This is a genomic window from Klebsiella sp. F11 (genome assembly GCF_056712265.1).
Map to the genome: position 1 here is coordinate 5,423,494 of NZ_CM160060.1, position 24,982 is coordinate 5,448,475.

At 56.0% G+C, this 24,982-nt stretch carries 23 protein-coding genes, 2 tRNA genes, 1 rRNA gene and 1 pseudogene; 8 read left to right on the forward strand and 19 right to left on the reverse strand.

Translation table 11 applies throughout. From position 1 onward, the window contains the following. Positions 1–25: 25 nt before the first annotated feature. From wzzE to trxA, 5 genes and pseudogenes are all read right to left on the reverse strand, one after another. Positions 26–1,072 carry an ECA polysaccharide chain length modulation protein gene (gene wzzE / locus AC1M2H_RS26615; protein ID WP_480149692.1) on the reverse strand — a complete coding sequence of 349 codons (1,047 nt, stop codon included), beginning with the start codon at positions 1,070–1,072 and terminating at the stop codon, positions 26–28. A gap of 13 nt (positions 1,073–1,085) precedes the next feature. After that, on the reverse strand, positions 1,086–2,189 hold the full coding sequence (wecA, locus tag AC1M2H_RS26620; protein ID WP_480152042.1) for a UDP-N-acetylglucosamine--undecaprenyl-phosphate N-acetylglucosaminephosphotransferase: 1,104 nt from the start codon (positions 2,187–2,189) through the stop codon (positions 1,086–1,088). A 240-nt stretch (positions 2,190–2,429) separates the two neighbouring features. Then, entirely contained in the window at positions 2,430–3,689 is a 1,260-nt protein-coding gene (gene rho, locus AC1M2H_RS26625) for a transcription termination factor Rho (RefSeq protein WP_002883293.1), read from the reverse strand. A gap of 96 nt (positions 3,690–3,785) precedes the next feature. After that, positions 3,786–3,848 (reverse strand): annotated as a pseudogene (locus AC1M2H_RS26630) (rho operon leader peptide); the annotation flags it as partial. A 175-nt stretch (positions 3,849–4,023) separates the two neighbouring features. Further along, entirely contained in the window at positions 4,024–4,353 is a 330-nt protein-coding gene (gene trxA / locus AC1M2H_RS26635; protein ID WP_041143475.1) for a thioredoxin TrxA, read from the reverse strand. Positions 4,354–4,696: 343 nt separating this feature from the next. Here trxA and rhlB point away from each other — a divergent pair, with 343 nt between their 5' ends. Then, positions 4,697–5,962: an ATP-dependent RNA helicase RhlB gene (gene rhlB, locus AC1M2H_RS26640; protein ID WP_480149693.1), complete on the forward strand. Its 1,266-nt coding sequence runs from the start codon at positions 4,697–4,699 to the stop codon at positions 5,960–5,962. A gap of 198 nt (positions 5,963–6,160) precedes the next feature. Next, positions 6,161–7,651, forward strand: coding sequence for a guanosine-5'-triphosphate,3'-diphosphate diphosphatase (gene gppA, locus AC1M2H_RS26645; protein ID WP_480149694.1), 1,491 nt, complete (start codon positions 6,161–6,163; stop codon positions 7,649–7,651). Positions 7,652–7,665: 14 nt separating this feature from the next. On the opposite strand, the gene rep is transcribed toward gppA, so the two are convergent. Then, positions 7,666–9,687, reverse strand: coding sequence for a DNA helicase Rep (rep, locus tag AC1M2H_RS26650; protein WP_480149695.1), 2,022 nt, complete (start codon positions 9,685–9,687; stop codon positions 7,666–7,668). A gap of 112 nt (positions 9,688–9,799) precedes the next feature. Between rep and ppiC (AC1M2H_RS26655) the strand changes: the two genes are divergently transcribed. Both ppiC (AC1M2H_RS26655) and ppiC (AC1M2H_RS26660) read left to right on the forward strand, forming a co-directional pair. Beyond that, positions 9,800–10,081, forward strand: coding sequence for a peptidylprolyl isomerase PpiC (gene ppiC, locus AC1M2H_RS26655; RefSeq protein WP_480149696.1), 282 nt, complete (start codon positions 9,800–9,802; stop codon positions 10,079–10,081). Positions 10,082–10,131: 50 nt separating this feature from the next. Further along, complete coding sequence (gene ppiC, locus AC1M2H_RS26660; RefSeq protein ID WP_024555327.1) at positions 10,132–10,413, forward strand: peptidylprolyl isomerase PpiC; 282 nt, start codon at positions 10,132–10,134, stop codon at positions 10,411–10,413. 38 nt (positions 10,414–10,451) lie between these two features. Here the strand turns inward: ppiC (AC1M2H_RS26660) and AC1M2H_RS26665 are convergent, their stop codons facing one another. Together AC1M2H_RS26665 and AC1M2H_RS26670 are read right to left on the reverse strand one after the other, a co-directional pair. Beyond that, positions 10,452–10,814 carry a DUF1360 domain-containing protein gene (locus tag AC1M2H_RS26665; protein ID WP_480149697.1) on the reverse strand — a complete coding sequence of 121 codons (363 nt, stop codon included), beginning with the start codon at positions 10,812–10,814 and terminating at the stop codon, positions 10,452–10,454. After that, a complete protein-coding gene (locus tag AC1M2H_RS26670) occupies positions 10,811–11,251 on the reverse strand; it encodes an Rrf2 family transcriptional regulator (RefSeq protein ID WP_480149698.1) in 441 nt (146 codons plus the stop codon). The genes AC1M2H_RS26665 and AC1M2H_RS26670 overlap by 4 nt, the downstream gene beginning before the upstream one ends. A gap of 181 nt (positions 11,252–11,432) precedes the next feature. Here AC1M2H_RS26670 and AC1M2H_RS26675 point away from each other — a divergent pair, with 181 nt between their 5' ends. Next, positions 11,433–12,056, forward strand: coding sequence for a class I SAM-dependent methyltransferase (locus AC1M2H_RS26675; RefSeq protein WP_480149699.1), 624 nt, complete (start codon positions 11,433–11,435; stop codon positions 12,054–12,056). Between the two features lie 83 nt (positions 12,057–12,139). On the opposite strand, the gene ilvC is transcribed toward AC1M2H_RS26675, so the two are convergent. Next, positions 12,140–13,615, reverse strand: a complete 1,476-nt coding sequence (gene ilvC, locus AC1M2H_RS26680; RefSeq protein WP_480149700.1) for a ketol-acid reductoisomerase — start codon at positions 13,613–13,615, stop codon at positions 12,140–12,142. Between the two features lie 151 nt (positions 13,616–13,766). Here ilvC and ilvY point away from each other — a divergent pair, with 151 nt between their 5' ends. After that, positions 13,767–14,663, forward strand: a complete 897-nt coding sequence (gene ilvY / locus AC1M2H_RS26685) for an HTH-type transcriptional activator IlvY (RefSeq protein ID WP_041143469.1) — start codon at positions 13,767–13,769, stop codon at positions 14,661–14,663. On the opposite strand, the gene ilvA is transcribed toward ilvY, so the two are convergent. From ilvA to ilvL, 6 genes are all read right to left on the reverse strand, one after another. Then, positions 14,660–16,204 carry a threonine ammonia-lyase, biosynthetic gene (gene ilvA / locus AC1M2H_RS26690; RefSeq protein WP_480149701.1) on the reverse strand — a complete coding sequence of 515 codons (1,545 nt, stop codon included), beginning with the start codon at positions 16,202–16,204 and terminating at the stop codon, positions 14,660–14,662. The genes ilvY and ilvA overlap by 4 nt on opposite strands. A 2-nt stretch (positions 16,205–16,206) precedes the next feature. After that, positions 16,207–18,057 (reverse strand): dihydroxy-acid dehydratase, encoded by a 1,851-nt coding sequence (gene ilvD / locus AC1M2H_RS26695; protein WP_480149702.1) that lies wholly within the window; start codon positions 18,055–18,057, stop codon positions 16,207–16,209. 170 nt (positions 18,058–18,227) lie between these two features. Then, on the reverse strand, positions 18,228–19,157 hold the full coding sequence (locus AC1M2H_RS26700; RefSeq protein ID WP_480149703.1) for a branched-chain amino acid transaminase: 930 nt from the start codon (positions 19,155–19,157) through the stop codon (positions 18,228–18,230). A gap of 16 nt (positions 19,158–19,173) precedes the next feature. Beyond that, a complete protein-coding gene (gene ilvM / locus AC1M2H_RS26705) occupies positions 19,174–19,431 on the reverse strand; it encodes an acetolactate synthase 2 small subunit (RefSeq protein ID WP_041143465.1) in 258 nt (85 codons plus the stop codon). Then, positions 19,428–21,074: an acetolactate synthase 2 catalytic subunit gene (gene ilvG, locus AC1M2H_RS26710; protein WP_480149704.1), complete on the reverse strand. Its 1,647-nt coding sequence runs from the start codon at positions 21,072–21,074 to the stop codon at positions 19,428–19,430. Before ilvG ends, ilvM begins: the two co-directional genes overlap by 4 nt. 140 nt (positions 21,075–21,214) lie before the next feature. Continuing rightward, positions 21,215–21,313, reverse strand: coding sequence for an ilv operon leader peptide (gene ilvL, locus AC1M2H_RS26715; protein ID WP_001311244.1), 99 nt, complete (start codon positions 21,311–21,313; stop codon positions 21,215–21,217). 353 nt (positions 21,314–21,666) lie between these two features. On the opposite strand from ilvL, the gene AC1M2H_RS26720 reads away from it, so the two are divergent. Next, the gene (locus tag AC1M2H_RS26720; protein WP_480149705.1) at positions 21,667–23,187 is read left to right on the forward strand and encodes a YifB family Mg chelatase-like AAA ATPase; all 1,521 of its coding nucleotides are present in this window, start codon (positions 21,667–21,669) and stop codon (positions 23,185–23,187) included. A gap of 23 nt (positions 23,188–23,210) precedes the next feature. On the opposite strand, the gene AC1M2H_RS26725 is transcribed toward AC1M2H_RS26720, so the two are convergent. After that, positions 23,211–23,549 (reverse strand): MaoP family protein, encoded by a 339-nt coding sequence (locus AC1M2H_RS26725; protein ID WP_426813576.1) that lies wholly within the window; start codon positions 23,547–23,549, stop codon positions 23,211–23,213. A 118-nt stretch (positions 23,550–23,667) separates the two neighbouring features. Between AC1M2H_RS26725 and hdfR the strand changes: the two genes are divergently transcribed. Next, positions 23,668–24,489: an HTH-type transcriptional regulator HdfR gene (hdfR, locus tag AC1M2H_RS26730; protein WP_480149706.1), complete on the forward strand. Its 822-nt coding sequence runs from the start codon at positions 23,668–23,670 to the stop codon at positions 24,487–24,489. A 94-nt stretch (positions 24,490–24,583) separates the two neighbouring features. Here the strand turns inward: hdfR and AC1M2H_RS26735 are convergent. The 3 genes from AC1M2H_RS26735 to rrf all read right to left on the reverse strand — a co-directional run bounded on the left by AC1M2H_RS26735 (position 24,584) and on the right by rrf (position 24,960). Then, positions 24,584–24,659 (reverse strand) — tRNA-Trp (locus AC1M2H_RS26735). 54 nt (positions 24,660–24,713) lie between these two features. Continuing rightward, positions 24,714–24,790 (reverse strand) — tRNA-Asp (locus tag AC1M2H_RS26740). A 54-nt stretch (positions 24,791–24,844) separates the two neighbouring features. Further along, a 5S ribosomal RNA gene (gene rrf, locus AC1M2H_RS26745) occupies positions 24,845–24,960 on the reverse strand. Between the last annotated feature and the right edge of the window lie 22 nt (positions 24,961–24,982).

Genomic DNA, 24,982 nt, shown 5'->3' on the forward strand with positions numbered 1-24,982 from the left:
GCATGAACGTCATCACAGGCCGCATTCACTGGATACGACGTCGCGATAGCGCCACGCCTGCGCCGATGAGCGCGCCCACAATCCCCCACATCACCATCAGAAATACGCGGCGCGGGCTATCGCGTTTTACAGGCTCTTCCGGCGTACGCAAATACCGGTAAGTCTGAAAACGCGGATCTAAAGTCGGCCCGACGTTCAGGGTATTCAGCATCGCGCGGTTCTGGTCATAGTCAAGGTCGTATTCCGGACCTACCGCCTGCAAATTCTCTAACCGCGCCTGCAGCATCGGCCTGCCGAGTAAAAACAGCTCGGAATCCGGCAGCTGATCGGCAGGAACGTCGGTTTCGCTGCGGGAGATATTATGCTGCTGGGCGATTTTCAGCGCCTCTTCCACGCTGTGGGTGCGGCGGTTGAAAATCTCCCGGGCAACCTCTTCCTGACGTTTAACCTGCGCTTTCATCTGCACGGTACGCGCCGCCCAGGCGCCCTTCAGCTCGTCATTCAGGTGACCCGCCGCGCGCTGGCTGGCAAACGCCACGTACTGGCGCAGCAGATTATTGGCGTCCGGCGCGGTCTCGGCCGTCAGCTTCACGCTATCGTTGATATTCTTTACCGCATCGCCCGGCATAAACTGAATATTGTTAATCAGATCGTCCAGCAGCGCGGCATCGGCGCGCGAATTGCCCGACTGACGCTGTTTGTAATAGTCGGTTTGCAGCCAGAAATCACGGCGGGTATCCCAGGACCCCTGCTGCATGATGAACTCTTTATAAGCGTCGTCCATTGCCGAAGGCTGATCGACCGGCGCAAGATTGGCTTTGATATCCAGATTGCGTAAAAACTGCTGTTGCGAGTAGTAGCTGCCCAGCATATTCACGGTTGGCCGGTCGGTAATCGCCGTCGCGCTCCACTCCTGGCGAGCAAAAAAGGCGTAAACCAGTACGATCAGCGCAAACAGCACGGCCATCCCCGCTATCCAAATTTTCCCTGCCCATAAGGCGCGAAACAGCCCGCGAATATCCAGCTCATTCTCAACGTTCACTGCTTGTGCTCCCGGTAATGGTTGAGTCATCACGTCCCCAGTTCTACTTGGTTAATTTTGGATTATTACTGCTGTGTCGCCGTATTCTGCGTCTGATGCGCTTAACCAGGCGTGCCACTTTCCAGGCGCGTTTAATGCAGTAGCCGTAAAGGAAGAAGGCTAACAAAAAGAGTATTAACATCACCCATTCAGGAACGATACGGGTATATTCCGCCACCACACCGACCAGCGCCAGCAAAGCGGCCGCCAGCGTGATCAGGACGAATGCCTGCCGGGAAGTAAACCCGGCGCGCATGATCAAATGATGAATATGCTGGCGGTCCGGAGAGAACGGACTCATGCCTTTGCGCAGGCGACGATACATAATCGCCACCATATCCATCAACGGAATTGCAATAAGCCACAGCGCGGTCACCGGGCTAATGGGATGCGTTTTACCCTGCGTGGTTTCCAGCAGGATCCAGATAATGGTGAAGCCAATCATGGTGCTGCCGGCATCGCCCATAAAAACCTTGTAGCGGCGGCCAAGCGCGCCGAGGTTAAGTAAAATATAGGGCAAAATGGCGGCGATCATCGCGAAACACCACATCGCCAGGCTGTACTGACCGTCAAACCACAGGATAATGCCCGTCGCTGCGAAAGAAACCGAGGAGAGACCGCCAAGCAGGCCATCAATGCCATCAACCATATTAAAGGCGTTAATTGCCGCCCAAACGGCGAAAAGCGTGAGGAAGAAGCCGAAGGGGCCGAGCACCAGCTCCCATGAGCCAAAAATAAAACCCAGGCTGCTAAGATGCAGGTTTCCTGCCATCATCATGACGACGGCAATGGCGGCCTGCATAACCGCGCGAATTTTTACGCTGATATCAAATCGGTCATCCAGCGCGCCGACCAGTACCAGAATACCGGCGCACGCCAGGTACAGCGAGGCATGGGGGATGTAATAATCCGCAATCGCAAATGTAAAACAAATACCCGCGTAAACTGAGATGCCACCCACTAACGGAACCAAACCCTGATGCCGCTTTCGATAGTTAGGCTTATCGACTAACCCAACCTTTTTTGCCGCCTTACGAGCCACAAATATAAATAGGGTAGTGAATAAGAAAATACTGATTAATTCAGTAATAGCAGTGAGTAAATTCACAACGCATGTGCTCTCAGCATGGTTAATCCGGGAAGTATAACGACGATGTCTCAACTCCTGAAGGGGTAATGCAGATCATTACAAATTTATTGTATAGATTTTAGTCTGTTAAAGTTATCTCCGCCAGGAGAGGCGCGCTCATCATACGATAATACCCGCTCAGATTTCCCTTTCTGGATCATACAAATCCCAAAAACAAAACGCCACGCGGTTGCGTGGCGTTTTTTAGCTTTTTTAAACTTACGAACGCTTCATCATGTCAAAGAAATCATCGTTAGTTTTGGTCATAGCCAGCTTGTTGATGAGGAACTCCATCGCATCGATTTCACCCATCGGATGGATGATTTTGCGCAGGATCCACATCTTCTGCAGCTCTTCCTGAGTGGTGAGCAGCTCTTCTTTACGCGTACCGGAACGGTTGTAATCGATAGCCGGGAAGACGCGTTTTTCTGCGATCTTACGGGAGAGGTGCAGCTCCATGTTGCCGGTGCCTTTAAACTCTTCGTAGATAACTTCGTCCATCTTGGAGCCGGTATCAATCAGCGCCGTAGCGATGATAGTCAGGCTGCCACCCTCTTCGACGTTACGCGCGGCGCCGAAGAAACGCTTCGGACGGTGCAGGGCGTTGGCGTCCACGCCACCGGTCAGAACTTTACCGGAGGCCGGCACGACGGTGTTGTAGGCGCGAGCCAGACGGGTGATGGAGTCGAGCAGAATGATAACGTCTTTCTTATGCTCAACCAGGCGCTTGGCCTTCTCGATAACCATTTCGGCAACCTGAACGTGGCGGGATGCTGGTTCATCAAAGGTAGAAGCAACGACTTCACCTTTAACCAGACGCTGCATCTCGGTCACTTCTTCCGGACGTTCGTCGATCAGCAGGACCATCAGCACGCAGTCAGGATGGTTGTAAGCGATGCTCTGCGCAATATTCTGCAGCAGCATCGTTTTACCGGCTTTCGGCGGAGCAACAATCAGACCACGCTGACCGCGGCCGATCGGCGAAGCCAGATCCAGCACGCGAGCGGTTAAGTCTTCAGTCGAGCCGTTACCACGCTCCATACGCAAACGTGAATTTGCGTGCAGCGGCGTTAAGTTCTCGAACAGGATCTTATTGCGCGCGTTTTCCGGCTTGTCGTAGTTAACTTCGTTGACTTTCAACAGCGCAAAGTAACGTTCACCCTCTTTAGGAGGACGAATCTTACCGGAAATGGTGTCACCGGTGCGAAGGTTGAAACGGCGGATTTGGCTAGGGGATACGTAGATGTCGTCGGGGCCGGCGAGGTAGGAGCTGTCTGCGGAGCGGAGGAAACCAAATCCATCCTGCAGTATCTCCAGCACGCCATCGCCAAAGATATCTTCGCCACTCTTCGAATGCTGCTTGAGGATGGCAAAAATAATATCCTGCTTACGCATACGGGCCAGGTTTTCCAGCCCCATATTTTCGCCGAGAGTAATCAGCTCAGAAACCGGCGTATTCTTTAATTCGGTAAGATTCATAATGGTGTGGGTTCTTAAACTCGGGGTAGAACTCGAACTTCATGTTGTGAATGGTATGGCAGGAACATCCATGCCTGTTAGCGGCCTACATCTCGTGTCTGTACGTTGCCTGGTCACAGGAAAAAACGCAGAGCTGAAACGACAAAACGGAATGAGTGATAAGGCCCGGAATTTTTAGCTTCACGCGCATTTCTGCGGGATGCTTCGGGTAAAGCAAGATTCAAACAATAAAGGTATGTTTAAAACGAAGTCTGAAGTTAACTTAGCACGACTCAAGCCGGGCGTCCAGAGTTCCGCAAAAAATAGGAATCCGGACGCCGGAATGGCAAACTGCTTACGCCAGATTGGCGTCGAGGAAGTCTTTCAGCTGGCCTTTAGACAGTGCGCCAACTTTGGTCGCCGCCACTTCGCCGTTCTTAAACAGCAGCAGAGTCGGGATGCCACGGATGCCGTATTTCGGCGCGGTGCCCGGGTTCTGATCGATGTTCAGTTTCGCTACGGTCAGCTTGCCCTGATACTCGCCGGCGATCTCATCCAAAATCGGGGCGATCATTTTGCACGGACCGCACCACTCTGCCCAGAAATCGACGAGGATTAGCCCGTCAGCCTTGAGTACGTCCGTGTCAAAACTGTCGTCAGTCAGGTGAATAATTTTATCGCTCATATTTAACTCCACAGGAATAAGCCTGGTGTGCTGGTGTCGCAGACATCAACGACGCGCTGATGCTACGTTATACACGTCATTCTTCAGGATGCCCCTTTAACTGACAGCCTGTGCGACCCGGTCCATCATGGACCTCGCCGCGCAGGAGTCAAAGCAAACCGTGTTCAAATCCGTTACCGGTAGATTATTCACCTTCGGTCCGCTTAGTAGTCTAAGCTTTCGAAGATTCATTCGGTTGCCGCAGAGCACCTTCAGTCATTTCGCGTATAGCCAACGAAAGGTTGACGTTATTTCAACGGATACGCTTTCTTAATGCAATAGTTAGCTGATATTCTACCACACTATGAGCAAAACACATTTAACAGAACAGAAGTTTTCCGACTTCGCCCTGCACCCGGCAGTTATCGAAGCTCTTGAAAAGAAAGGGTTTCATAATTGTACGCCCATTCAGGCACTCGCTCTTCCACTAACGCTGGAAGGCCGTGATGTCGCCGGGCAGGCGCAAACCGGTACCGGTAAAACGATGGCGTTTCTGACGTCAACGTTTCATTATCTTCTCTCTCACCCGGCTATCGCTGACCGCCAGGTCAACCAACCGCGCGCGCTGATCATGGCGCCAACGCGTGAGCTGGCGGTACAGATCCATGCCGACGCGGAACCGCTGGCGCAGGCCACCGGCCTGAAGCTCGGTCTGGCGTACGGCGGCGATGGCTACGATAAGCAGCTGAAAGTGCTGGAGAGCGGCGTCGACATTCTGATCGGTACCACCGGTCGCCTTATCGACTACGCCAAACAAAATCATATCAACCTTGGCGCTATTCAGGTTGTCGTCCTCGACGAAGCCGATCGCATGTACGATCTCGGCTTTATTAAAGATATCCGCTGGCTGTTCCGCCGCATGCCGCCGGCTAACCAGCGCCTGAACATGCTGTTCTCCGCCACCCTCTCCTATCGGGTCCGCGAGCTGGCGTTTGAGCAGATGAACAACGCCGAGTACGTTGAAGTAGAACCGGAACAGAAAACGGGTCACCGTATTAAAGAAGAGCTGTTCTATCCTTCCAACGAAGAGAAAATGCGCCTGCTGCAGACGCTGATCGAAGAAGAGTGGCCGGATCGCGCCATTATCTTCGCCAACACCAAGCATCGCTGTGAAGATATCTGGGGCCACCTCGCCGCGGACGGTCATCGCGTAGGCCTGTTGACCGGCGACGTGGCGCAGAAAAAACGCCTGCGGATCCTCGAAGAGTTTACCCGCGGCGACATCGATATTCTGGTGGCAACGGACGTTGCGGCGCGCGGGCTGCATATTCCAGCCGTTACGCACGTCTTTAACTTCGACCTGCCGGATGACTGCGAAGACTACGTGCACCGCATCGGCCGTACCGGTCGCGCCGGCGCCAGCGGTCACTCCATCAGCCTGGCCTGTGAAGAGTACGCGCTGAACCTGCCGGCGATTGAAACCTATATCGGGCATTCCATTCCGGTAAGCAAGTACAACCCCGATGTGCTGATGACCGATCTGCCACGGCCGCTGCGCCTGGCGCGTCCACGCACGGGCAACGGCCCGCGCCGCAACGGACCGCCCCGTAACCGCCGTCGTTCGGGTTAATAAGGTATGTCATACACAAATCATTCGGGATGCATCAAGACGCCAGGTTAGCGAATCCCGAATGACTTACTTTAGTAAGTGGTTCGGGTGACAAATCTGCGTCTGACGGATTTGAACGCTGCTTGCAGCGGCCCCATCGGGGTGAGTCCCTGGGATGGGCCAAATAAGCACGCTACTTTCGCAGAGGCAATTTGAAGGATGAAGTGTATGAGTTCCACCTCGCTTTATGCAGCTATAGATCTTGGCTCTAATAGCTTTCATATGTTGGTTGTTCGCGAGGTGGCCGGGAGCATACAGACTCTCAGCCGTATCAAGCGCAAAGTGCGTCTTGCCGCGGGCCTGAATAGCGACAACGCGCTCTCCGCGGAAGCGATGGAGCGCGGCTGGCAGTGTTTACGGCTGTTTGCCGAGCGCCTGCAGGATATCCCTCCGGCACAAATCCGCGTGGTGGCGACCGCGACTCTGCGTCTGGCGGTCAATGCCGATGAGTTTCTGGCCAGGGCCAGAGATATTCTCGGCTGCCCGGTGCAGGTCATTAGCGGCGAGGAAGAAGCGCGCCTGATTTACCAGGGCGTTGCGCATACCACCGGCGGAGAAGACCAGCGCCTGGTGGTCGATATCGGCGGAGCCAGCACCGAGCTGGTCACCGGAACCGGCGCACAAACGACCTCTCTTTTCAGCCTGGCGATGGGCTGCGTTACCTGGCTGGAACGCTACTTCGCCGATCGCAACCTCACGAAAGACAACTTCGATCTTGCCGAAAATGCGGCGCGCGAAGTCCTGCGTCCTATCACCGATACGCTGAACTATCACGGCTGGAAAGTGTGCGTTGGCGCCTCGGGCACCGTTCAGGCCCTGCAGGAAATCATGATGGCGCAGGGGATGGATGAGCGCATTACGTTGGCCAAACTGCAGCAGCTCAAACAGCGGGCGATTCAGTGCGGGCGGCTGGAAGAGCTTGAAATAGAAGGCCTGACCCTCGAGCGCGCGCTGGTTTTTCCCAGCGGCCTGGCGATTCTCATCGCCATATTTAGCGAGCTGAATATCCGCTGCATGACCCTGGCCGGCGGCGCGCTGCGCGAAGGTCTGGTTTACGGCATGCTGCACCTGGCGGTCGATCAGGATATCCGTAGCCGGACGCTGCGCAACATTCAGCGCCGCTTTATGATCGATACCGAGCAGGCCCAGCGCGTCGCCCGTCTGGCTGCAGACCTGGTGAACCAGCTGGATAGCTGCTGGGAGCTGGAGCCGCTTAGCCGTGATCTGCTGCTCAGCGCCTGCGCCCTGCATGAAATTGGCCTGAGCGTTGATTTTAAGTCTGCTCCGCAGCACGCGGCCTACCTGGTGCGTAATCTCGATCTTCCCGGCTTCACGCCGGCGCAGAAAAAGCTGCTCGCCACGCTGTTGCTCAACCAAACTAACGCTATCGATCTATCTTCACTCCACCAGCAGAACGCGGTCAAGCCGCGGGTTGCGGAGCATTTATGCCGCCTGCTGCGTCTGGCCATTCTGTTTGCCAGCCGCCGTCGGGACGATCTGCTGCCGTCCGTCAACCTGGCCGCCGAGGATGAAAAGCTGATGCTGAGGCTGCCGGAAGGCTGGCTGGAAAACCATCCGCTGGGCAGCGAGATGGTTGAGCAGGAGTGCCAGTGGCAAAGCTATGTCCACTGGGCCTTAGAAGTCGTCTGATACCGGGGCGAGCGCTACTTCTCCTTCGCCTTTGCCAGCATCGCCCGGATGTTGGCAACGTTAGCCTGTCCTTTGTGCATACGTTCTTCCGCCGAGATAACCTTGCGCGCCTGCTCCCAGATAAGATCGTCCTGCGGTAGCTCCAGCAGAAAACGGCTTGGCTCCGGACGCACCAGTTCGCCGTACTGGCGGCGCTCTTTACATAGCGTAAACGTCAGCTCTTTCTGCGCCCGGGTGATGCCCACGTACGCCAGCCGGCGCTCTTCATCGACGTTATCTTCGTCAATGCTGCTCTGATGCGGCAGCAGCCCCTCTTCCATGCCGACCAGATAGACGTACGGAAACTCCAGCCCCTTCGAAGCGTGCAGGGTCATCAGCTGCACCTGATCCAGCTCCTCATCTGATTCGCCGCGCTCCATCATATCGCGCAGGGTAAAGCGGGTGACCACCTGGGTGAGCGTCATCGGCTCATCGATATCGCTGCCTTCCAACATCTCGGTCATCCAGCTGAACAGCTGGTTGACGTTTTTCATCCGCATCTCCGCGGCCTTCGGGCCGGGCGAGGTTTCATACAGCCAGGATTCATAGTCAATGCCGCGGATCAGATCGCGCACCGCGGCAACTGGCTCACTTTCCGCCAGCCGCTGAATTTCGGCCAGCCACTGCGTGAAGGCGGTCAGCGAATCATAGCCGCGCCCGGTCAGCGTCTGGGTGAGGCCCATATCAAAGCTGGCGGTAAACAGGCTTTTATTGCGGGTCATCGCCCACTCGCCGAGCTTTTGCAGCGTTGCCGGGCCAATCTCGCGCCTCGGCGTATTGACGATACGCAGGAACGCGCTGTCGTCGTCCGGGTTGGTCAACACCCGCAGATAGGCCAGCAGGTCTTTGATCTCCGGACGGGAGAAGAACGAGGTACCGCCTGAAATTTTGTACGGGATGCGGTTTTGCATCAGCATTTTTTCAAACACCCGCGACTGATGGTTGCCGCGGTAGAGGATCGCATAATCCTTATACTGGGTTTTATTGATAAAGTGGTGGGCAATCAGCTCCCCGGTCACCCGCTCCGCTTCATGCTCTTCGCTATTGGCGGAGAGGACTTTCAGCTCGACGCCGTAGCCCAGCTCGGAAAAGAGGCGCTTCTCAAACACGTGCGGGTTATTGGCGATCAGGATATTGGCCGCTTTCAGTATCCGTCCGGAAGAGCGGTAGTTCTGTTCCAGTTTGATAACCTGCAGCGCCGGGAAATCCTGACTCAGCAGGACCAGGTTCTGCGGCCGCGCCCCGCGCCACGAATAGATCGACTGATCGTCATCCCCCACCACCGTAAAGCGCGCCCGCTGTCCCACCAGCAGCTTCACCAGCTCATACTGGCTGGTGTTGGTATCCTGATACTCATCCACCAGAAGGTAGCGGATCTTGTTCTGCCAGCGCTCGCGGACCTCTTCATTACGCTGCAGCAGCAGCGTCGGCAGCAGGATCAGATCGTCGAAGTCCAGCACGTTGCAGGCTTTCATATGCGCGTCATACAGCCCGTAGCAGTGGGCGAAGATCCGATCCCGCTCGCCCCTGGCGCTGGCCGCCGCCTGCGCCGGCGTGCGTAGATCGTTTTTCCAGTTAGAGATCGTCGAGATCAGCTGCTGGAGCACTACCTTGTCGTCTTCGATCAGCCCTTCGGTCAGATCCTTGAGCAAACCCACCTGGTCGGTATCATCGAACAGGGAAAAGTTGGATTTCATCCCCAGCGCGGCGTATTCGCGCTTAATAATGTCCAGCCCCAGCGTGTGGAAGGTGGAGATCATCAGGCCGCGCGCCTCTTTGCGTCCCAGCGTTTGCCCGACGCGCTCTTTCATTTCGCGCGCCGCTTTGTTGGTAAAAGTCACCGCCGCAATATGACGCGCCTGATAGCCGCAGACGCGGATCAGATGCGCGATTTTATTGGTGATCACGCGGGTCTTACCGGAACCGGCGCCCGCCAGCACCAGGCACGGTCCGGTAACGAATTCGACGGCTTGTTGTTGGCCAGGGTTTAAACGCATGGGAGTCTTGCTCAATCTTCGAACGGGGTGAGGATTGTAGCAGAAAGCCGGGAGGAGATTTACCGGCTAATGGTAAAGTGTTGGCCACACCCGTCATCCTGAGAGCGAAACTATGGCAAAGTCCGCAGCGGCCCTGCATATCCTGGTCAAAGAAGAGAAGCTGGCGCAGGAGATCCTCGCCAAACTGGAGCGCGGCGTCAGCTTCGATCACCTGGCGAAGCGCTATTCCCGCTGCCCCTCCGGGCGCAACGGCGGCGATTTAGGCGAGTTCCAGCAAGGCGCAATGGTTGGGCCGTTTGATAGCGCGATCTTCACCTGCCCGCTGCTAAAACCCTTCGGCCCGGTCAAAACCCGCTTTGGCTACCATATCATTAAGGTGCTATATCGCCGCTAACGCATGCTAAGATTGCGCCCTGATTCATCGCAACCTATCAAGGCACAATCATGGCTAAAACAGCGGCAGCAATGCACATCCTGGTAAAAGAAGAGAAGCTGGCACTCGACCTGCTGGAACAAATTAAAAACGGCGGCGATTTCGAGAAGCTGGCGAAGAAACACTCTACCTGCCCGTCAGGCAAGAAAGGCGGTCATCTGGGCGAATTCCGCCAGGGTCAGATGGTTCCGGCGTTTGATAAAGTGGTCTTCTCCTGCCCGGTGCTGGAGCCGACCGGCCCGCTGCACACCCAGTTCGGTTACCACATCATTAAGGTGCTGTACCGTAACTAATGCATTAAAAAGCCTCTCTGGCGCAGAGAGGCTTTTTCTTATTTCGCCTGCAGCGTTTTTTGCGCTTCATGCTTCATGACATGCATGCTGATAGCTGCCTGGAACACCTTAAACATCAGTCCGTTAATCAACGTCGCGAAGGTGATGGTGATAAACGCCGTCATCACCCAGTCAATCAGCGCAAAACCGCTGTGCAACAGCGCCGGGCGATACACTGCCATCCCGCCAAAAACCACCCAGTGGCTTAAGCAGTAGAAACACTGAAACAGATGCCCCATCAGCGCATTCTTTTTTGCCGTCCACTCGCGGAACGCGGCAAACAGCTCCGTCTGCGTCACCGTCATCGAAATACTGCTAGCCGCCAGGGCAATCATCAGGCAGGTCGTTAAGGTAGCAATCATGGGTTATGGCCTTTATCGTTGAAGTAGTTAATAAATTCGCTGCCAATATCCTGTAGCGTCAGGCTTTTAAAACGATCGAGGATCAGCGTTTGCGCATCGGCAAGCGTCGCCGACATCACCCGGTTTACCCCCTGTTCCACCAGGCATTGTGGGTTTTCGCTGCGGTTGCCCAGCGCAAACAGCGCCGGTTCGCCTAATGCTATGTAGATGTCGTAAAGCGTAATCTCGCTTACCTGCCGACATAGCCGCCAGCCGCCGTGATGCCCCTTGGTGGCACAGACAATGTTTTTTTCCCTGAGGCCGGCAAGCAGTTTGCGGATAAACGCCGGATTACCATCAATAAAGGTGGCCATCTGCTCCGACGTCAGGGGTTTATCCATCTGCTCCAGGTGCAGCAGGATGTGCAGCGTTGCTGAGAATGAGTTATTTGTTTTCATGTAACTTACGATATTACATAATGGCTATGCTGCGCAATTCCCGTTAACGCAATAAAACCAAAAAACTCATCAATACACTGATAATTAAACGAATTTATATTTTCACCTCATGCTGTTGACCAAAATGAATCTTATGTTACTTTGAACATTACATGATTTTTCCGTTAACGATGAGGTAGGTATGCACAATCAGGAACAGACGCCGGAAGAGTTTTGGGAATCGCATTATGACGCGATGTCTCCTCTCTCCAACGGCATTCCAGGTAAAATTCTGGTGCGCTTTACCGAAGGATTAGTCCCGGGCAAAGCGCTGGAGCTGGGCTGCGGGCGCGGGGACGATAGCGTGTGGCTGGCGAAAAAAGGCTGGCAGGTCACTGCCGTGGACCTATCCTTGAGGGCGCTGGAATACGCCGCCGGCAACGCGGAACGCTCCGCGGTCAGCGATCGTATTACCTTCACCCGATGCGATCTGACCGCAGGTTTTCCTGAGGGCCAGTTCGATCTGATTGTGGCCTCTTTTCTGGAATCGCCGCTCACCTTCGATCGGCAGAATATCTTCCGCGCCGCATTTGCCCACGTTGCGCCGGGAGGCACGCTGCTGATTACCTCCCACGCTAAACCGCCGTCATGGTCAAAGTATGCCGATCGTCCGTTCCAGTCGGCAAAAGAAGCCATCGCGTCGCTTGGTCCGCTACCTGAAGGGTGGGAGATTATTTTCTGCGATGATGTGTCGCGAGTGATGCGCGGGCCGGAGGGCGAGGAGGGAGAGGTATCGGATTCGGTTATTGCGTTAAGGCGTAAATAAGCAGGCCCGGTAGCGCTTATGCTTACCGGGCCTTTAGAGGATTTGCCGGTCGATGCGGCCCGCGGGCCGCAAGACGGCGGGAATTAACCTGCGACAGCGATACGTTTCATATCGGTCATGTAGCCGCGCAGCTTGTGGCCAACGCTTTCGATAGCGTGGCTGCGAATCGCTTCGTTCACATCGCGCAGCTGGGCGTTATCTACGGCACCTTCAGCAATCGCCTTGCCCAGGTCACCGGTCTGCAGCGTGGTCATGAACTCTTTCAGCAGCGGTACGCAGGCGTAAGAGAACAGGTAGTTACCGTACTCGGCGGTATCGGAGATAACCACGTTCATTTCATACAGACGCTTACGCGCGATGGTGTTGGCAATCAGCGGCAGTTCGTGCAGCGACTCATAGTACGCGGACTCTTCGATAATGCCGGATGCCACCATGGTTTCAAACGCCAGCTCAACGCCCGCTTTCACCATCGCAATCATCAGAACGCCTTTGTCGAAGTACTCCTGCTCGCCAATTTTACCTTCAAACTGCGGAGCGGTTTCGAACGCGGTTGCGCCGGTCTCTTCACGCCAGGTCAGCAGTTTCTTATCATCATTGGCCCAGTCAGCCATCATGCCGGAGGAGAATTCGCCGGAGATGATGTCATCCATATGTTTCTGGAACAGCGGCGCCATGATCTCTTTCAGCTGCTCTGACAGCGCGTAAGCGCGCAGTTTAGCCGGGTTGGACAAACGGTCCATCATCAGAGTGATGCCGCCCTGCTTCAGCGCTTCGGTGATGGTTTCCCAGCCGAACTGAATCAGTTTTTCCGCGTATGCCGGGTCGGTACCTTCCGCCACCAGATTATCGAAGCACAGCAGGGAACCCGCCTGCAGCATACCGCAGAGGATGGTCTGCTCGCCCATCAGGTCAGATTTTACTTCCGCAACGAAAGAGGACTCCAGCACGCCTGCACGGTGGCCGCCGGTGGCCGCGGCCCACGCTTTCGCGATAGCCATACCTTCGCCTTTCGGGTCGTTTTCCGGGTGAACGGCGATCAGGGTTGGTACGCCGAAACCGCGTTTGTACTCTTCACGAACTTCGGTACCCGGGCACTTCGGCGCTACCATCACAACGGTGATGTCTTTACGAACCTGCTCGCCAACTTCAACGATGTTAAAACCGTGGGAGTAGCCCAGCGCCGCGCCGTCTTTCATCAGCGGCTGTACGGAACGAACAACGTCAGAGTGCTGTTTGTCCGGCGTCAGGTTAACCACCAGATCGGCCTGCGGGATCAGATCTTCATAGGTGCCGACCGTAAAGCCGTTTTCGGTCGCTTTACGCCAGGAAGCGCGCTTCTCTGCAATCGCTTCTTTACGCAGAGCGTAGGAGATATCCAGGCCGGAGTCGCGCATGTTCAGGCCCTGGTTCAGACCCTGAGCGCCGCAGCCGACGATGACCACTTTTTTACCCTGAAGGTAGCTCGCGCCATCGGCGAACTCTTCGCGCGCCATAAAGCGGCATTTGCCCAGCTGTGCCAGCTGCTGGCGCAGGTTCAGTGTATTAAAGTAGTTAGCCATGGTGATGTACTCCGTGATGTTGCGTGTCTTATTGTTCGGTTCGCTTTTGCGAGAATGAACTTACTATATGACAGGAAATACATTGCGGAAATTGATATATTCACAACGTAATGTTGCAATATCTGCAATATAAAATCGTGGAGTGCGGCCCGTGGATTTACGCGATCTGAAAACCTTCCTGCACCTGGCTGAAAGCCGTCATTTTGGCCGCAGCGCGCGGGCCATGCACGTTAGCCCCTCGACCCTTTCGCGGCAGATCCAGCGCCTCGAAGAGGACCTCGGCCAGCCGCTATTCGTACGCGATAACCGCACCGTGACGCTAACCGAAGCGGGCGAAGAGCTGCGCCTTTTCGCCCAGCAGACCCTGCTGCAGTATCAGCAGCTGCGCCACGCCATTGACCAACAGGGGCCATCGCTCTCCGGCGAGCTGCATATCTTCTGTTCCGTGACCGCAGCCTATAGCCATCTGCCGCCGATTCTCGATCGCTTTCGCGCCGCCCATCCTTCGGTAGAGATCAAGCTTTCGACCGGCGATGCCGCCGACGCGATGGAGAAGGTCGTCACCGGAGAAGCGGACCTGGCCATTGCCGGGAAACCGGAAACGCTGCCCGGCTCGGTTGCCTTCTCGATGCTGGAAAATCTGGCGGTGGTACTGATCGCCCCGGCCTTAGCCTGCCCGGTGCGTAACCAGGTCACCCAGGAGCAGCCCGACTGGTCGACCGTGCCGTTTATCATGGCCGATCAGGGGCCGGTACGTCGGCGCATTGAGCTGTGGTTCCGGCGGCATAAAATCAGCAATCCGTCGATTTATGCCACCGTCGGCGGCCACGAGGCGATGGTTTCCATGGTTGCCCTCGGCTGCGGCGTCGCGCTCCTGCCGGAGGTGGTACTGGAGAACAGCCCGGAACCGGTGCGCAACCGGGTGATGATTTTAGAGCGCAGCGATGAGAAAACGCCTTTTGAGCTCGGCGTGTGCGCACAAAAAAAGCGGCTCTATGAGCCGCTTATCGATGCATTCTGGTCGATTTTACCCAACCCGGGCCACTAGCCGGCGAGGAAAAAGCGGAACGCCGGATTATGCGTTTCGTCGTGGCAGTCGTAGCCCAGCTCATGCAGTCGGGTTTCAAAATCCGGCTCATGATCGCCCAGCTCAAAGCCCGCCAGCACCCGGCCATAGTCGGTACCGTGGCTACGGTAGTGGAACAGAGAGATGTTCCAGTGGGTGCCCAGGGTATGCAGGAACTTGAGCAGCGCGCCCGGTGATTCCGGGAACTCGAAGCTAAACAGGCGCTCCTGCAGCGGCTTCGACGGACGGCCGCCGACCATGTAGCGCACGTGGAGTTTGGCCATCTCATCATCGGAGAGATCGACGACGCTATAGCCCCCCTCGTGCAGCAGGTCCAGGATCTCTTTACGCTCTTCCAGCCCGCGGCTCAGGCGAACGCCGACAAAAATGCAGGCATCTTTGGCATCCGCAAAGCGATAGTTGAACTCGGTGACCGAACGGCCACCCAGCAGCTGACAGAACTTCAGGAAGCTGCCCTTCTCTTCCGGGATCGTCACCGCCAGCAGCGCCTCGCGCTGCTCTCCCAGCTCGCAGCGTTCGGAAACGTAGCGCAGGCCGTGGAAATTCACGTTAGCCCCGGACAAAATGTGCGCCAACCGTTCGCCGCGAATATTGTGCTGCGCGATATATTTTTTCATGCCCGCCAGCGCCAGCGCGCCGGAGGGTTCAGCCACCGCGCGCACGTCTTCAAACAGGTCTTTCATCGCCGCACAGATGGCGTCGCTATCGACGGTGATAATATCGTCGAGATACTCCTGACAGACGCGGAAGGTCTCATCGCCGATGCGCTTCACCGCGACGCCTTCAGCAAACAGCCCAACGCGCGGCAGATCCACCGGATGGCCGGCGTCCAGCGCCGCCTTCAGGCAGGCTGAATCCTCCGCCTCCACCGCAATCACTTTAATCTGCGGCATCAGCTGCTTGATCAGTACCGCCACGCCCGCCGCCAGACCGCCGCCGCCCACCGGCACAAACACGCGGTCAAGATGGGCATCCTGCTGCAGTAATTCGAGCGCCAGCGTGCCCTGCCCGGCAATGACCATCGGATGATCGAACGGCGGGACCCAGGTGAAATTCTGCTGCTGCGCCAGTTCGATGGCTTTCGCTTTCGCTTCGTCAAAATTAGCGCCGTGCAGCAGCACTTCGCCGCCAAAGCCGCGTACGGCATCAACCTTGATGTCGGCCGTCGCGGTAGGCATAACAATCAGCGCCTTAACGCCAAGGCGAGAGGCGGAAAACGCCACGCCCTGGGCATGGTTGCCCGCGGAAGCGGTGATCACGCCGCGCGCTTTTTGCGCTTCATCCAGCCCCGCCATCATCGCGTAAGCCCCGCGGAGCTTGAAGCTATGGACCGGCTGGCGATCCTCCCGCTTCACGAGGATGACGTTATCCAGCCGCGAGGAGATTTTTTCCATTTTTTGCAGCGGCGTGATCTGCGCCGCTTCATAGACCGGCGCGCGTAGCACCGCTCTGAGATATTCCGCCCCCTCAGGGGCGGCGGAAAGGGGTTGTGACTCGGCCATGGTTAGCCCCCAAGTTTTGATTTATCGCGTACCGCGCCTTTATCCGCGCTCGTCGCCAGGCTGGCGTACGCCCGAAGAGCGAAGGAGACCTGACGTTCACGCGTTTTCGGCGTCCAGGCTTTATCGCCCCGGGCTTCCTGCGCTTCACGGCGTGCGGCAATGTCGGCGTCGCTCAGCTGCAGCTGAATACCGCGGTTCGGGATATCAATGGCAATCATATCGCCGTCTTCGATGATGGCGATATTGCCGCCGCTCGCCGCTTCTGGTGAAACGTGACCAATCGACAGACCGGAAGTGCCGCCGGAGAAGCGGCCGTCGGTGATCAGCGCGCAGGCTTTACCCAGGCCCATTGATTTCAGGAAGGTCGTCGGATAGAGCATTTCCTGCATGCCGGGACCGCCCTTCGGCCCTTCGTAGCGAATCACCACCACGTCGCCCGCGACGACTTTACCGCCGAGGATAGCTTCTACCGCATCATCCTGGCTTTCATACACTTTTGCCGGGCCGGTAAACTTGAGGATGCTGTCATCAACGCCTGCGGTTTTTACGATACAGCCGTTTTCAGCAAAATTGCCGTACAGCACGGCAAGGCCGCCGTCTTTGCTGTAGGCATGCTCCAGCGAACGAATGCAGCCTTCAGCGCGATCGTCGTCCAGCGTATCCCAGCGACAGTCCTGCGAGAATGCCTGGGTGGTGCGAATACCCGCTGGGCCGGCGCGGAACATCTCTTTCACCGCATCGTCTTTGGTCTGCATCACATCGTAGCGATCGAGCGTTTGCGGCAGGGTCAGGCCGAGAATGTTTTTCACCTCGCGGTTCAGCAGACCAGCGCGATCCAGCTCGCCGAGGATCCCTAGCACGCCGCCGGCGCGGTGAACGTCTTCCATATGGTATTTCTGCGTACTCGGCGCGACTTTACACAGCTGAGGAACCTTGCGCGAAAGCTTATCGATATCGCTCATGGTGAAGTCAATTTCGGCTTCCTGGGCGGCGGCGAGCAGGTGCAGGACGGTATTCGTGGAGCCGCCCATGGCGATATCCAGGGTCATGGCGTTTTCAAATGCCGCTTTGCTGGCGATGTTGCGCGGCAGCGCGGAGGCATCGTCCTGCTCGTAATAGCGTTTGGTCAGCTCCACAATGCGTTTCCCGGCGTTGAGGAACAGCTGTTTACGATCGGCATGGGTGGCCAGCAGGGAACCGTTGCCCGGCTGAGACAGGCCCAGCGCTTCGGTCAGGCAGTTCATCGAGTTGGCGGTAAACATCCCGGAACAGGAGCCACAGGTCGGACAGGCGGAACGCTCAACCTGCTCGCTCTGTGAGTCGGAAACTTTCGGGTCCGCGCCCTGAATCATCGCATCGACCAGATCGAGCTTAATGATCTTGTCAGAAAGCTTGGTCTTACCCGCTTCCATCGGACCGCCGGAGACAAAGATCACCGGAATATTCAGGCGCAGAGAGGCCATCAGCATCCCTGGGGTGATTTTGTCGCAGTTGGAGATGCAGACCATGGCATCGGCACAGTGGGCGTTGACCATGTACTCTACCGAGTCGGCGATCAGCTCGCGGGATGGCAGTGAATAAAGCATACCCCCGTGACCCATGGCGATCCCGTCATCCACCGCGATGGTGTTGAACTCTTTAGCAACGCCGCCCGATGCCTCAATTTGCTCGGCGACCAGCTTGCCCAGATCGCGCAGGTGCACGTGGCCCGGGACGAATTGGGTAAAGGAGTTCACAACGGCGATAATCGGTTTACCGAAATCAGCGTCGGTCATCCCGGTTGCGCGCCACAGCGCGCGGGCACCCGCCATATTACGGCCATGAGTGGTGGTGGCGGAACGGTACTTAGGCATGCTTTTACTCCCAGTTTCTGTTAAACGGGGCGCTGCGTGTCGCCCTGTCTTTTATGCTTATTTACCCTAAATAGCTCAAGCTGCAGAAAGGTGGCAGGAGCGAGAATCTCCGGCCGGCTGCGGTAAGTGAGCGCAGCCAAAGCACATGCAGCTTAAAATATGACGGATATTTATTGATTAACCTGATCCAACCAGCCCCATTTATCCTCGGTTTCACCGGTGAAGAGGCCAAAGAATGCTTGCTGAATACGCTTAGTCACCGGGCCACAGCGGCCTTCGCCGACCTGAATGCCATCAACGCTGCGCACCGGCGTAATTTCTGCTGCAGTACCGGACATAAAGACTTCATCCGCCAGGTACAGGGATTCGCGCGACAGCACCTGCTCGCGAACTTCGATATCCAGATCTTTTGCCAGCTTAATGATGGCGTCGCGCGTGATGCCCGGCAGCGCGGAAGAGGTAAACGGCGGGGTAAACAGCACGCCATCTTTCACTTCAAACAGGTTCTCACCCGCCCCTTCGGAAATGTAGCCGTTCACGTCCAGCGCGATGCCTTCCTGGTAGCCGTGTCGACGCGCTTCGCTGCCGACCAGCAGGGAGGAGAGGTAGTTACCGCCGGCTTTCGCTGCGGTCGGGATGGTATTCGGCGCCGCGCGGTTCCAGGAAGAGACCATGGCATCGATCCCCTGATCCAGAGCTTCGGCGCCAAGATAGGCTCCCCACGGGAACGCCGCGATGATCACGTCAGTGGTATATCCTTCTGGCGGATTTACGCCCATGCCTACGTCACCCACGAATACCAGCGGACGAATATAGGCGCTGCTCAGGCCATTTTTACGGATCACTTCGCGACAGGCTTCCATCAGCTCATCAACGCTCTGCGAAACCGGGAAGCGGTAGATTTTGGCTGAATCACGCAGACGCTGCATATGTTCACGATGACGGAACACCACCGGCCCTTTGTGCGAGTCATAGCAGCGGATGCCTTCAAAGACGGAAGTACCGTAATGCAGCGCATGCGACATAACGTGGACCTTCGCCTCGCCCCAGGCAACCATCTCGCCGTTGAACCAAATGTAATCAGCTTTTTTCGTCGTCATTTTTCTTCCCTTGCGCCTATGCGCGGATTTGTTGTGATGTGGGTTGCTGGATTTCGACGCAGGCAACGTCCACCAGTTTGCTTAATTGACTAAACAGTAATTCGACGGGCCGCTGGCTGGCAACGGTCAATTCGATATTTATATTGCGGGTATCCGCGGCGGTCTCCATATTCATGGCGCAAATCTGAAAGCCACGATGACGCACCACGCGCAGCACGCGCTCTAAGGTTTCCGGGTTGGAGCGGGCCTGCAAAGCGACCTGATGTTGCATCATGATAATTTCTCCAGCATTTCTGAGTTACTGGCGCCGGGCGGCACCAACGGCCAGACATTCTCAAGCTCATCGATTGAGACATGAAGCAGGTATGGCCCCTGGCTCGAAAGCATGGTGTCGAGAGCCGCTTCAACCTGGTCTTTACGGGTGATATGTTGGCCAGGAATGCCGAAGGCGCTGGCCAAAGTGACAAAATCGGGGTTATCGGTGAGGATCGTTTCGCTATAACGCTCCTGGAAAAACAGCTGCTGCCACTGACGAACCATGCCTAAACGCTGATTATCCAGCAGCAGGATCTTCAGCGGCAGCTGCTTGCGTTTTACGGTGCCCAGCTCCTGAACGTTCATCATGAAGGAGCCGTCACCGGAGATACAGATTACCGTATCGTTCGGGCGCGCGACCTGAGCGCCTACCGCCGCCGGCAGGCCGAAGCCCATCGTCCCTAAGCCGCTGGAGGTGATGAAATTCTCCGGGCGGGTGTAGGTCATATGCTGTGCAGACCACATCTGATGCTGGCCTACGTCGGTGGTCACCACGCTTTCAGGCGGTTTGCGATCGGAAAGCTGCTTGAGCAGCAGCGGGGCATAGATACCTTCGCCCGGATAGTCATAGCGCCATGCGTGCTCGGCGCGCAGCTCCGCGTTGTGCTGACGCCAGGCGTCAATAGCCAGCGGCTGCTGCAGGGCCGGCAGCAGCGTATTGAGATCGCCGGTCAGGGCAATATGCGCCTGACGCAGCTTGTTCAGCTCCGCCGGATCGATATCCATATGGATAACTTTGGCATGCGGAGCAAAAGTATTCAGCTTGCCGGTCACGCGATCGTCAAAACGCGCCCCTACCGCAATCAGCAGGTCGCACTCCTGCACCGCCAGGTTAGCCGCCTTCGTCCCATGCATACCCAGCATACCCAGGTAATAGGCATATTCTGCATCAACCGCACCCAGCCCCTTCAGCGTACAGGTCGCCGGCATTTGCGTAACCGCAATAAACTCACGCAGGGCGGGAACTGCCTGCGCCATACCGACGCCGCCGCCGACGTACAGCATCGGCTTTTGCGCCTGAGTCAGCATCTGCAGCGCTTGCTCAATCTCGGCGTAGGGGAAGGTAACGTCATCAGCGACCGTGGAAAAATAGGGCTCGAACTCGCTGGTCGCCAGCTGAATATCTTTCGGAATATCAACCAGCACCGGACCCGGGCGGCCTGAGTTCGCAACGAGGAAAGCTTCAGCAATGACCCGCGGCAGCTCTTCCGGAGACTGTACCAGGAAACTATGTTTGGTACAGGCCAGCGACAGTCCCAGCACGTCGATTTCCTGAAAGGCATCGGTACCGATAAGCGGCGCCGCCACCTGGCCGGTAATCGCAACAACGGGGATAGAATCCAGCAGGGCATCCGCCAGGCCGGTGATCAGGTTCGTCGCACCGGGGCCGGAAGTTGCGATGCAAACACCCGTTTTACCGGTTGCCCGCGCATAGCCGATGGCCGCCATGGCTGCCCCCTGCTCGTGACGGCACAACAGGTGTTCCACGCCGCCGTCATACAACGCATCGTAAACCGGCATAATCGCGCCACCCGGATAGCCGAAAACCGTATCGACCCCCTGTGTCCGCAAAGCATGTACTACCCACTGCGCGCCATTCATAGTTACTTCCCCGTCATAGATCGGAAGAAACAGAATTTTATGCTGATATTCATTCTCTGCTCCCCGCCTGTCATTTTTAAGTTATAAAAAAACCCCCGGACCTTTCGGTGCGGGGGTCTTAGTTCGTTAAGGCTTGATTTCTATGCCTTTCCTCGTCCAAGTGCTGCCCCGCACGGTGGGATAATAATCACCACCACGCTAATCACGACCAGGCTAATCACTCGTAGAAGGGCTGTCATTTTATGTACTTTCTGGCTTCTTGTTCGAAGGAATACCTAAAGAGGTACCACAGACGTCACGTTAAACACAAGATTTTTTTATGGCTCGTTTTCTTATCATGCTAACCATTTTCCGTGAAACAATTGTTTTTAATGGGAAAAATATAAAGTGAAGATATTTCAATTTATCACCTTGCGGTATCGCTTTTTATAACGCGCTATCCTGCCCTGGCGACAATCTGCGAGCCGGGTTCAATAACGAAAAGTATGTAACGATCTGCGGCGAATTATCTGGAACGTGGCGCGTAAAGCACAGTTCCGGCGGATGACTAATGGCGACGTTGCCGACATGATGCCGACACTCAGGAGGCACTATGTCACTCGCGATCGTCTACACGCGGGCCGCTCTCGGTATCAGCGCCCCGCTTATCACCATTGAGGTTCATATCAGCAGCGGCCTTCCCGGACTAACTATGGTTGGGCTACCGGAAACAACCGTGAGGGAGGCTCGTGATCGGGTACGCAGCGCAATCATCAACAGCGGCTATACTTTTCCGGCAAAAAAAATCACCATCAACCTCGCACCTGCCGATTTACCAAAAGAGGGAGGGCGATACGATCTCCCCATCGCTCTTGCGCTTCTGGTCGCCTCCGGGCAGCTGGAGGCTCCCGGATTGAATCAATATGAGTTTATCGGTGAGCTCGCGCTTACAGGGGCCCTACGCGGCGTTCCTGGCGCTATCTCCAGCGCCATGGAGGCCATCAGGGCCAAACGGCAAATTATCGTTGCCGAAGATAACGCGGCCGAAGTGGGGCTGATTGGCGGCAGCGGCTGCCTTATCGCCGGGCATCTGCAGGAGGTCTGCGCCTTCGTGGCAGGACAACATCAGCTCTCCTCGCCCGCGGCGGCGGCAGAAGATCCGCAGGAAACACGCCACGATTTACGCGACGTCATTGGCCAACAGCAGGGCAAGCGCGCGCTGGAAATCGTCGCTGCCGGCGGGCATAACCTGCTATTAATCGGCCCTCCGGGTACAGGGAAAACGATGCTTGCCAGCCGGTTGCCTGGATTACTGCCCCCGTTAAGCAATCAGGAGGCGCTTGAAAGCGCTGCTATTCTCAGTCTGGTAAGCACCAACTATGCGACCACGCGGTGGCGTCACAGGCCATTTCGCGCCCCGCATCACAGCGCTTCGGTCGCTGCAATGGTCGGCGGTGGCGCCATACCCGCGCCCGGCGAGATCTCACTGGCCCATAATGGAGTGCTGTTTCTTGACGAGCTGCCGGAGTTTGAACGCAGAGTGCTGGACGCATTGCGTGAGCCAATTGAATCGGGAAAGATACATATTTCTCGTACCCGGGCAAAAATTGACTATCCGGCGCATTTCCAACTGATTGCGGCCATGAATCCCAGCCCAACCGGACATTATCAGGGCCATCACAATCGCGCCTCCCCCGAGCAGACGCTGCGCTATCTGGGGCGGCTGTCCGGCCCCTTCCTTGACCGCTTCGATCTCTCTTTGGAAATACCGCTACCGCCGCCCGGAGTGCTCAGCCAGCAAGGTGGTGGAGGGGAGGATAGCGCGACCGTACGTCGGCGGGTTCTTGCCGCGCGTGAGCGGCAGCTGGCCCGACAGCACAAGCTCAACGCTGATTTAGACAATAGCGAGATGAAAACCTGGTGCCCGTTGAATAAGAATGATGCTATCTGGCTTGAGCAGACTCTGACGCAGCTGGGACTCTCTATACGGGCCTGGCAACGGTTGCTTAAGGTGGCAAGGACTATTGCCGATATAAAGCACGATCCGCGTATCGAACGCCATCATCTGCAGGAGGCGCTGGGCTATCGGGCGATAGACCGGATGCTGAACCATCTGCAAAAGCTTATGCCATAAAAAAAGGGCTTTCGCCCTTTTTCTTATTCATCGCTTTCAGTGTAATCTTCAGCGCCTTCTACCTGCGGTTTACCGCCGGAGAGCGTATGGAAACGCTTAGGCCGCTTAATACGCGCCATGTACTTAATCCACACGCGCTCTACTTCTGTTACCGGCTCACGTTCACCGCGGCATACCGAAACAAACTGCTTTTCATCTTCAGTGACAGGTTCGCGTTTACCCAGTTCCAGTTCGTTAAAGGCATAACCATGCTGTTCCAGCAGTTGCGCCTCTTTGATGGTGAAATCACCATGACGGGAGAACCCGCGCGGATAATTTTTATTATCGAAAAAACGATTAGTCGTCATAAAGCTTTCCGCCATCCTACACACTCCTGATTCTTCGGCCGAGCTATTTATGGCGCGGAGTATTAGTTACGCTTGACAGAGTGTAAAACAAAAGATTTAAATCATTACGACAAATAATTTTGCGGAGAAGAGTGTGGATACGGAATTGCTCAAAACTTTCCTTGAGGTGAGCAGAACTCGCCACTTTGGGCGGGCAGCGGAGGCGCTTTACCTGACGCAGTCAGCGGTTAGCTTTCGTATTCGTCAGCTGGAAAATCAGCTTAGCGTTAACCTGTTTACCCGCCATCGCAACAATATCCGTTTGACCCCGGCTGGAGAGAAGCTGCTTCCCTATGCTGAGACCCTAATGAATACCTGGCAGGCCGCGCGTAAAGAGGTTGCCAACTCCTCCCGACACAATGAGTTTTCAATTGGCGGCAGCGCATCTCTTTGGGAGTGCATGCTTAACGGATGGCTCGGGAGGCTGTACAGGGAGCCCTATAACCTGCAGTTCGAGGCCCGTATTGCCCAGCGTCAGTCGCTGGTCAAACAGCTGCATGAACGGCAGCTTGATCTGCTGATCACGACAGAATCGCCGAAGATGGATGAGTTAAGTAGCCAGTTGCTCGGTAATTTCACGCTGACCCTTTATTGCGCAACGCCGGTTAAAAACAAAAGCGAATTGAATTACCTGCGCCTGGAGTGGGGGCCGGACTTTCAACAAAATGAAGTCGGATTGATTGGCAGCGACGACGTACCTTTGCTTACCACCAGTTCCGCTGAGCTGGCGTACCAGCAGCTCGCCCCTCTCAATGGCTGTACGTGGCTACCAACGCACTGGGCAAAGGGTAAGAACGCTCTTCATCCGGTAACGGATGGCACCACGCTTTCGCGCCCGCTGTACGCCATCTGGCTGCAAAACAGCGATAAACAGGCGCAGATCCGTGAGATTCTGAAAACCAGCATCCTGGAATAAGCACACCTCTCCAGGGACGGAGAGCGTTGAGCGATCGTAACCTCATGGAATTTAAAGCAAAAAAAATCCTTTGCCGAAGCAAAGGATTATTGTATGGCAGGGGCGGAGAGACTCGAACTCGCGACACCCGGTTTTGGAGACCGGTGCTCTACCAACTGAGCTACGCCCCTAAATACTGCTTATTATTAAGCCTGCTAGTTAAGCAGGCTTAATTTTCTAATAAGTGGCGGAACGGACGGGACTCGAACCCGCGACCCCCTGCGTGACAGGCAGGTATTCTAACCGACTGAACTACCGCTCCACCGAATTTCTTTACAACTACCGGTTTATTGCCCCGGTTCACTGCTAATTTGATGCCTGGCAGTTCCCTACTCTCACATGGGGAGACCCCACACTACCATCGGCGCTACGGCGTTTCACTTCTGAGTTCGGCATGGGGTCAGGTGGGACCACCGCGCTGTTGCCGCCAGGCAAATTCTGTTTCCGACACGCC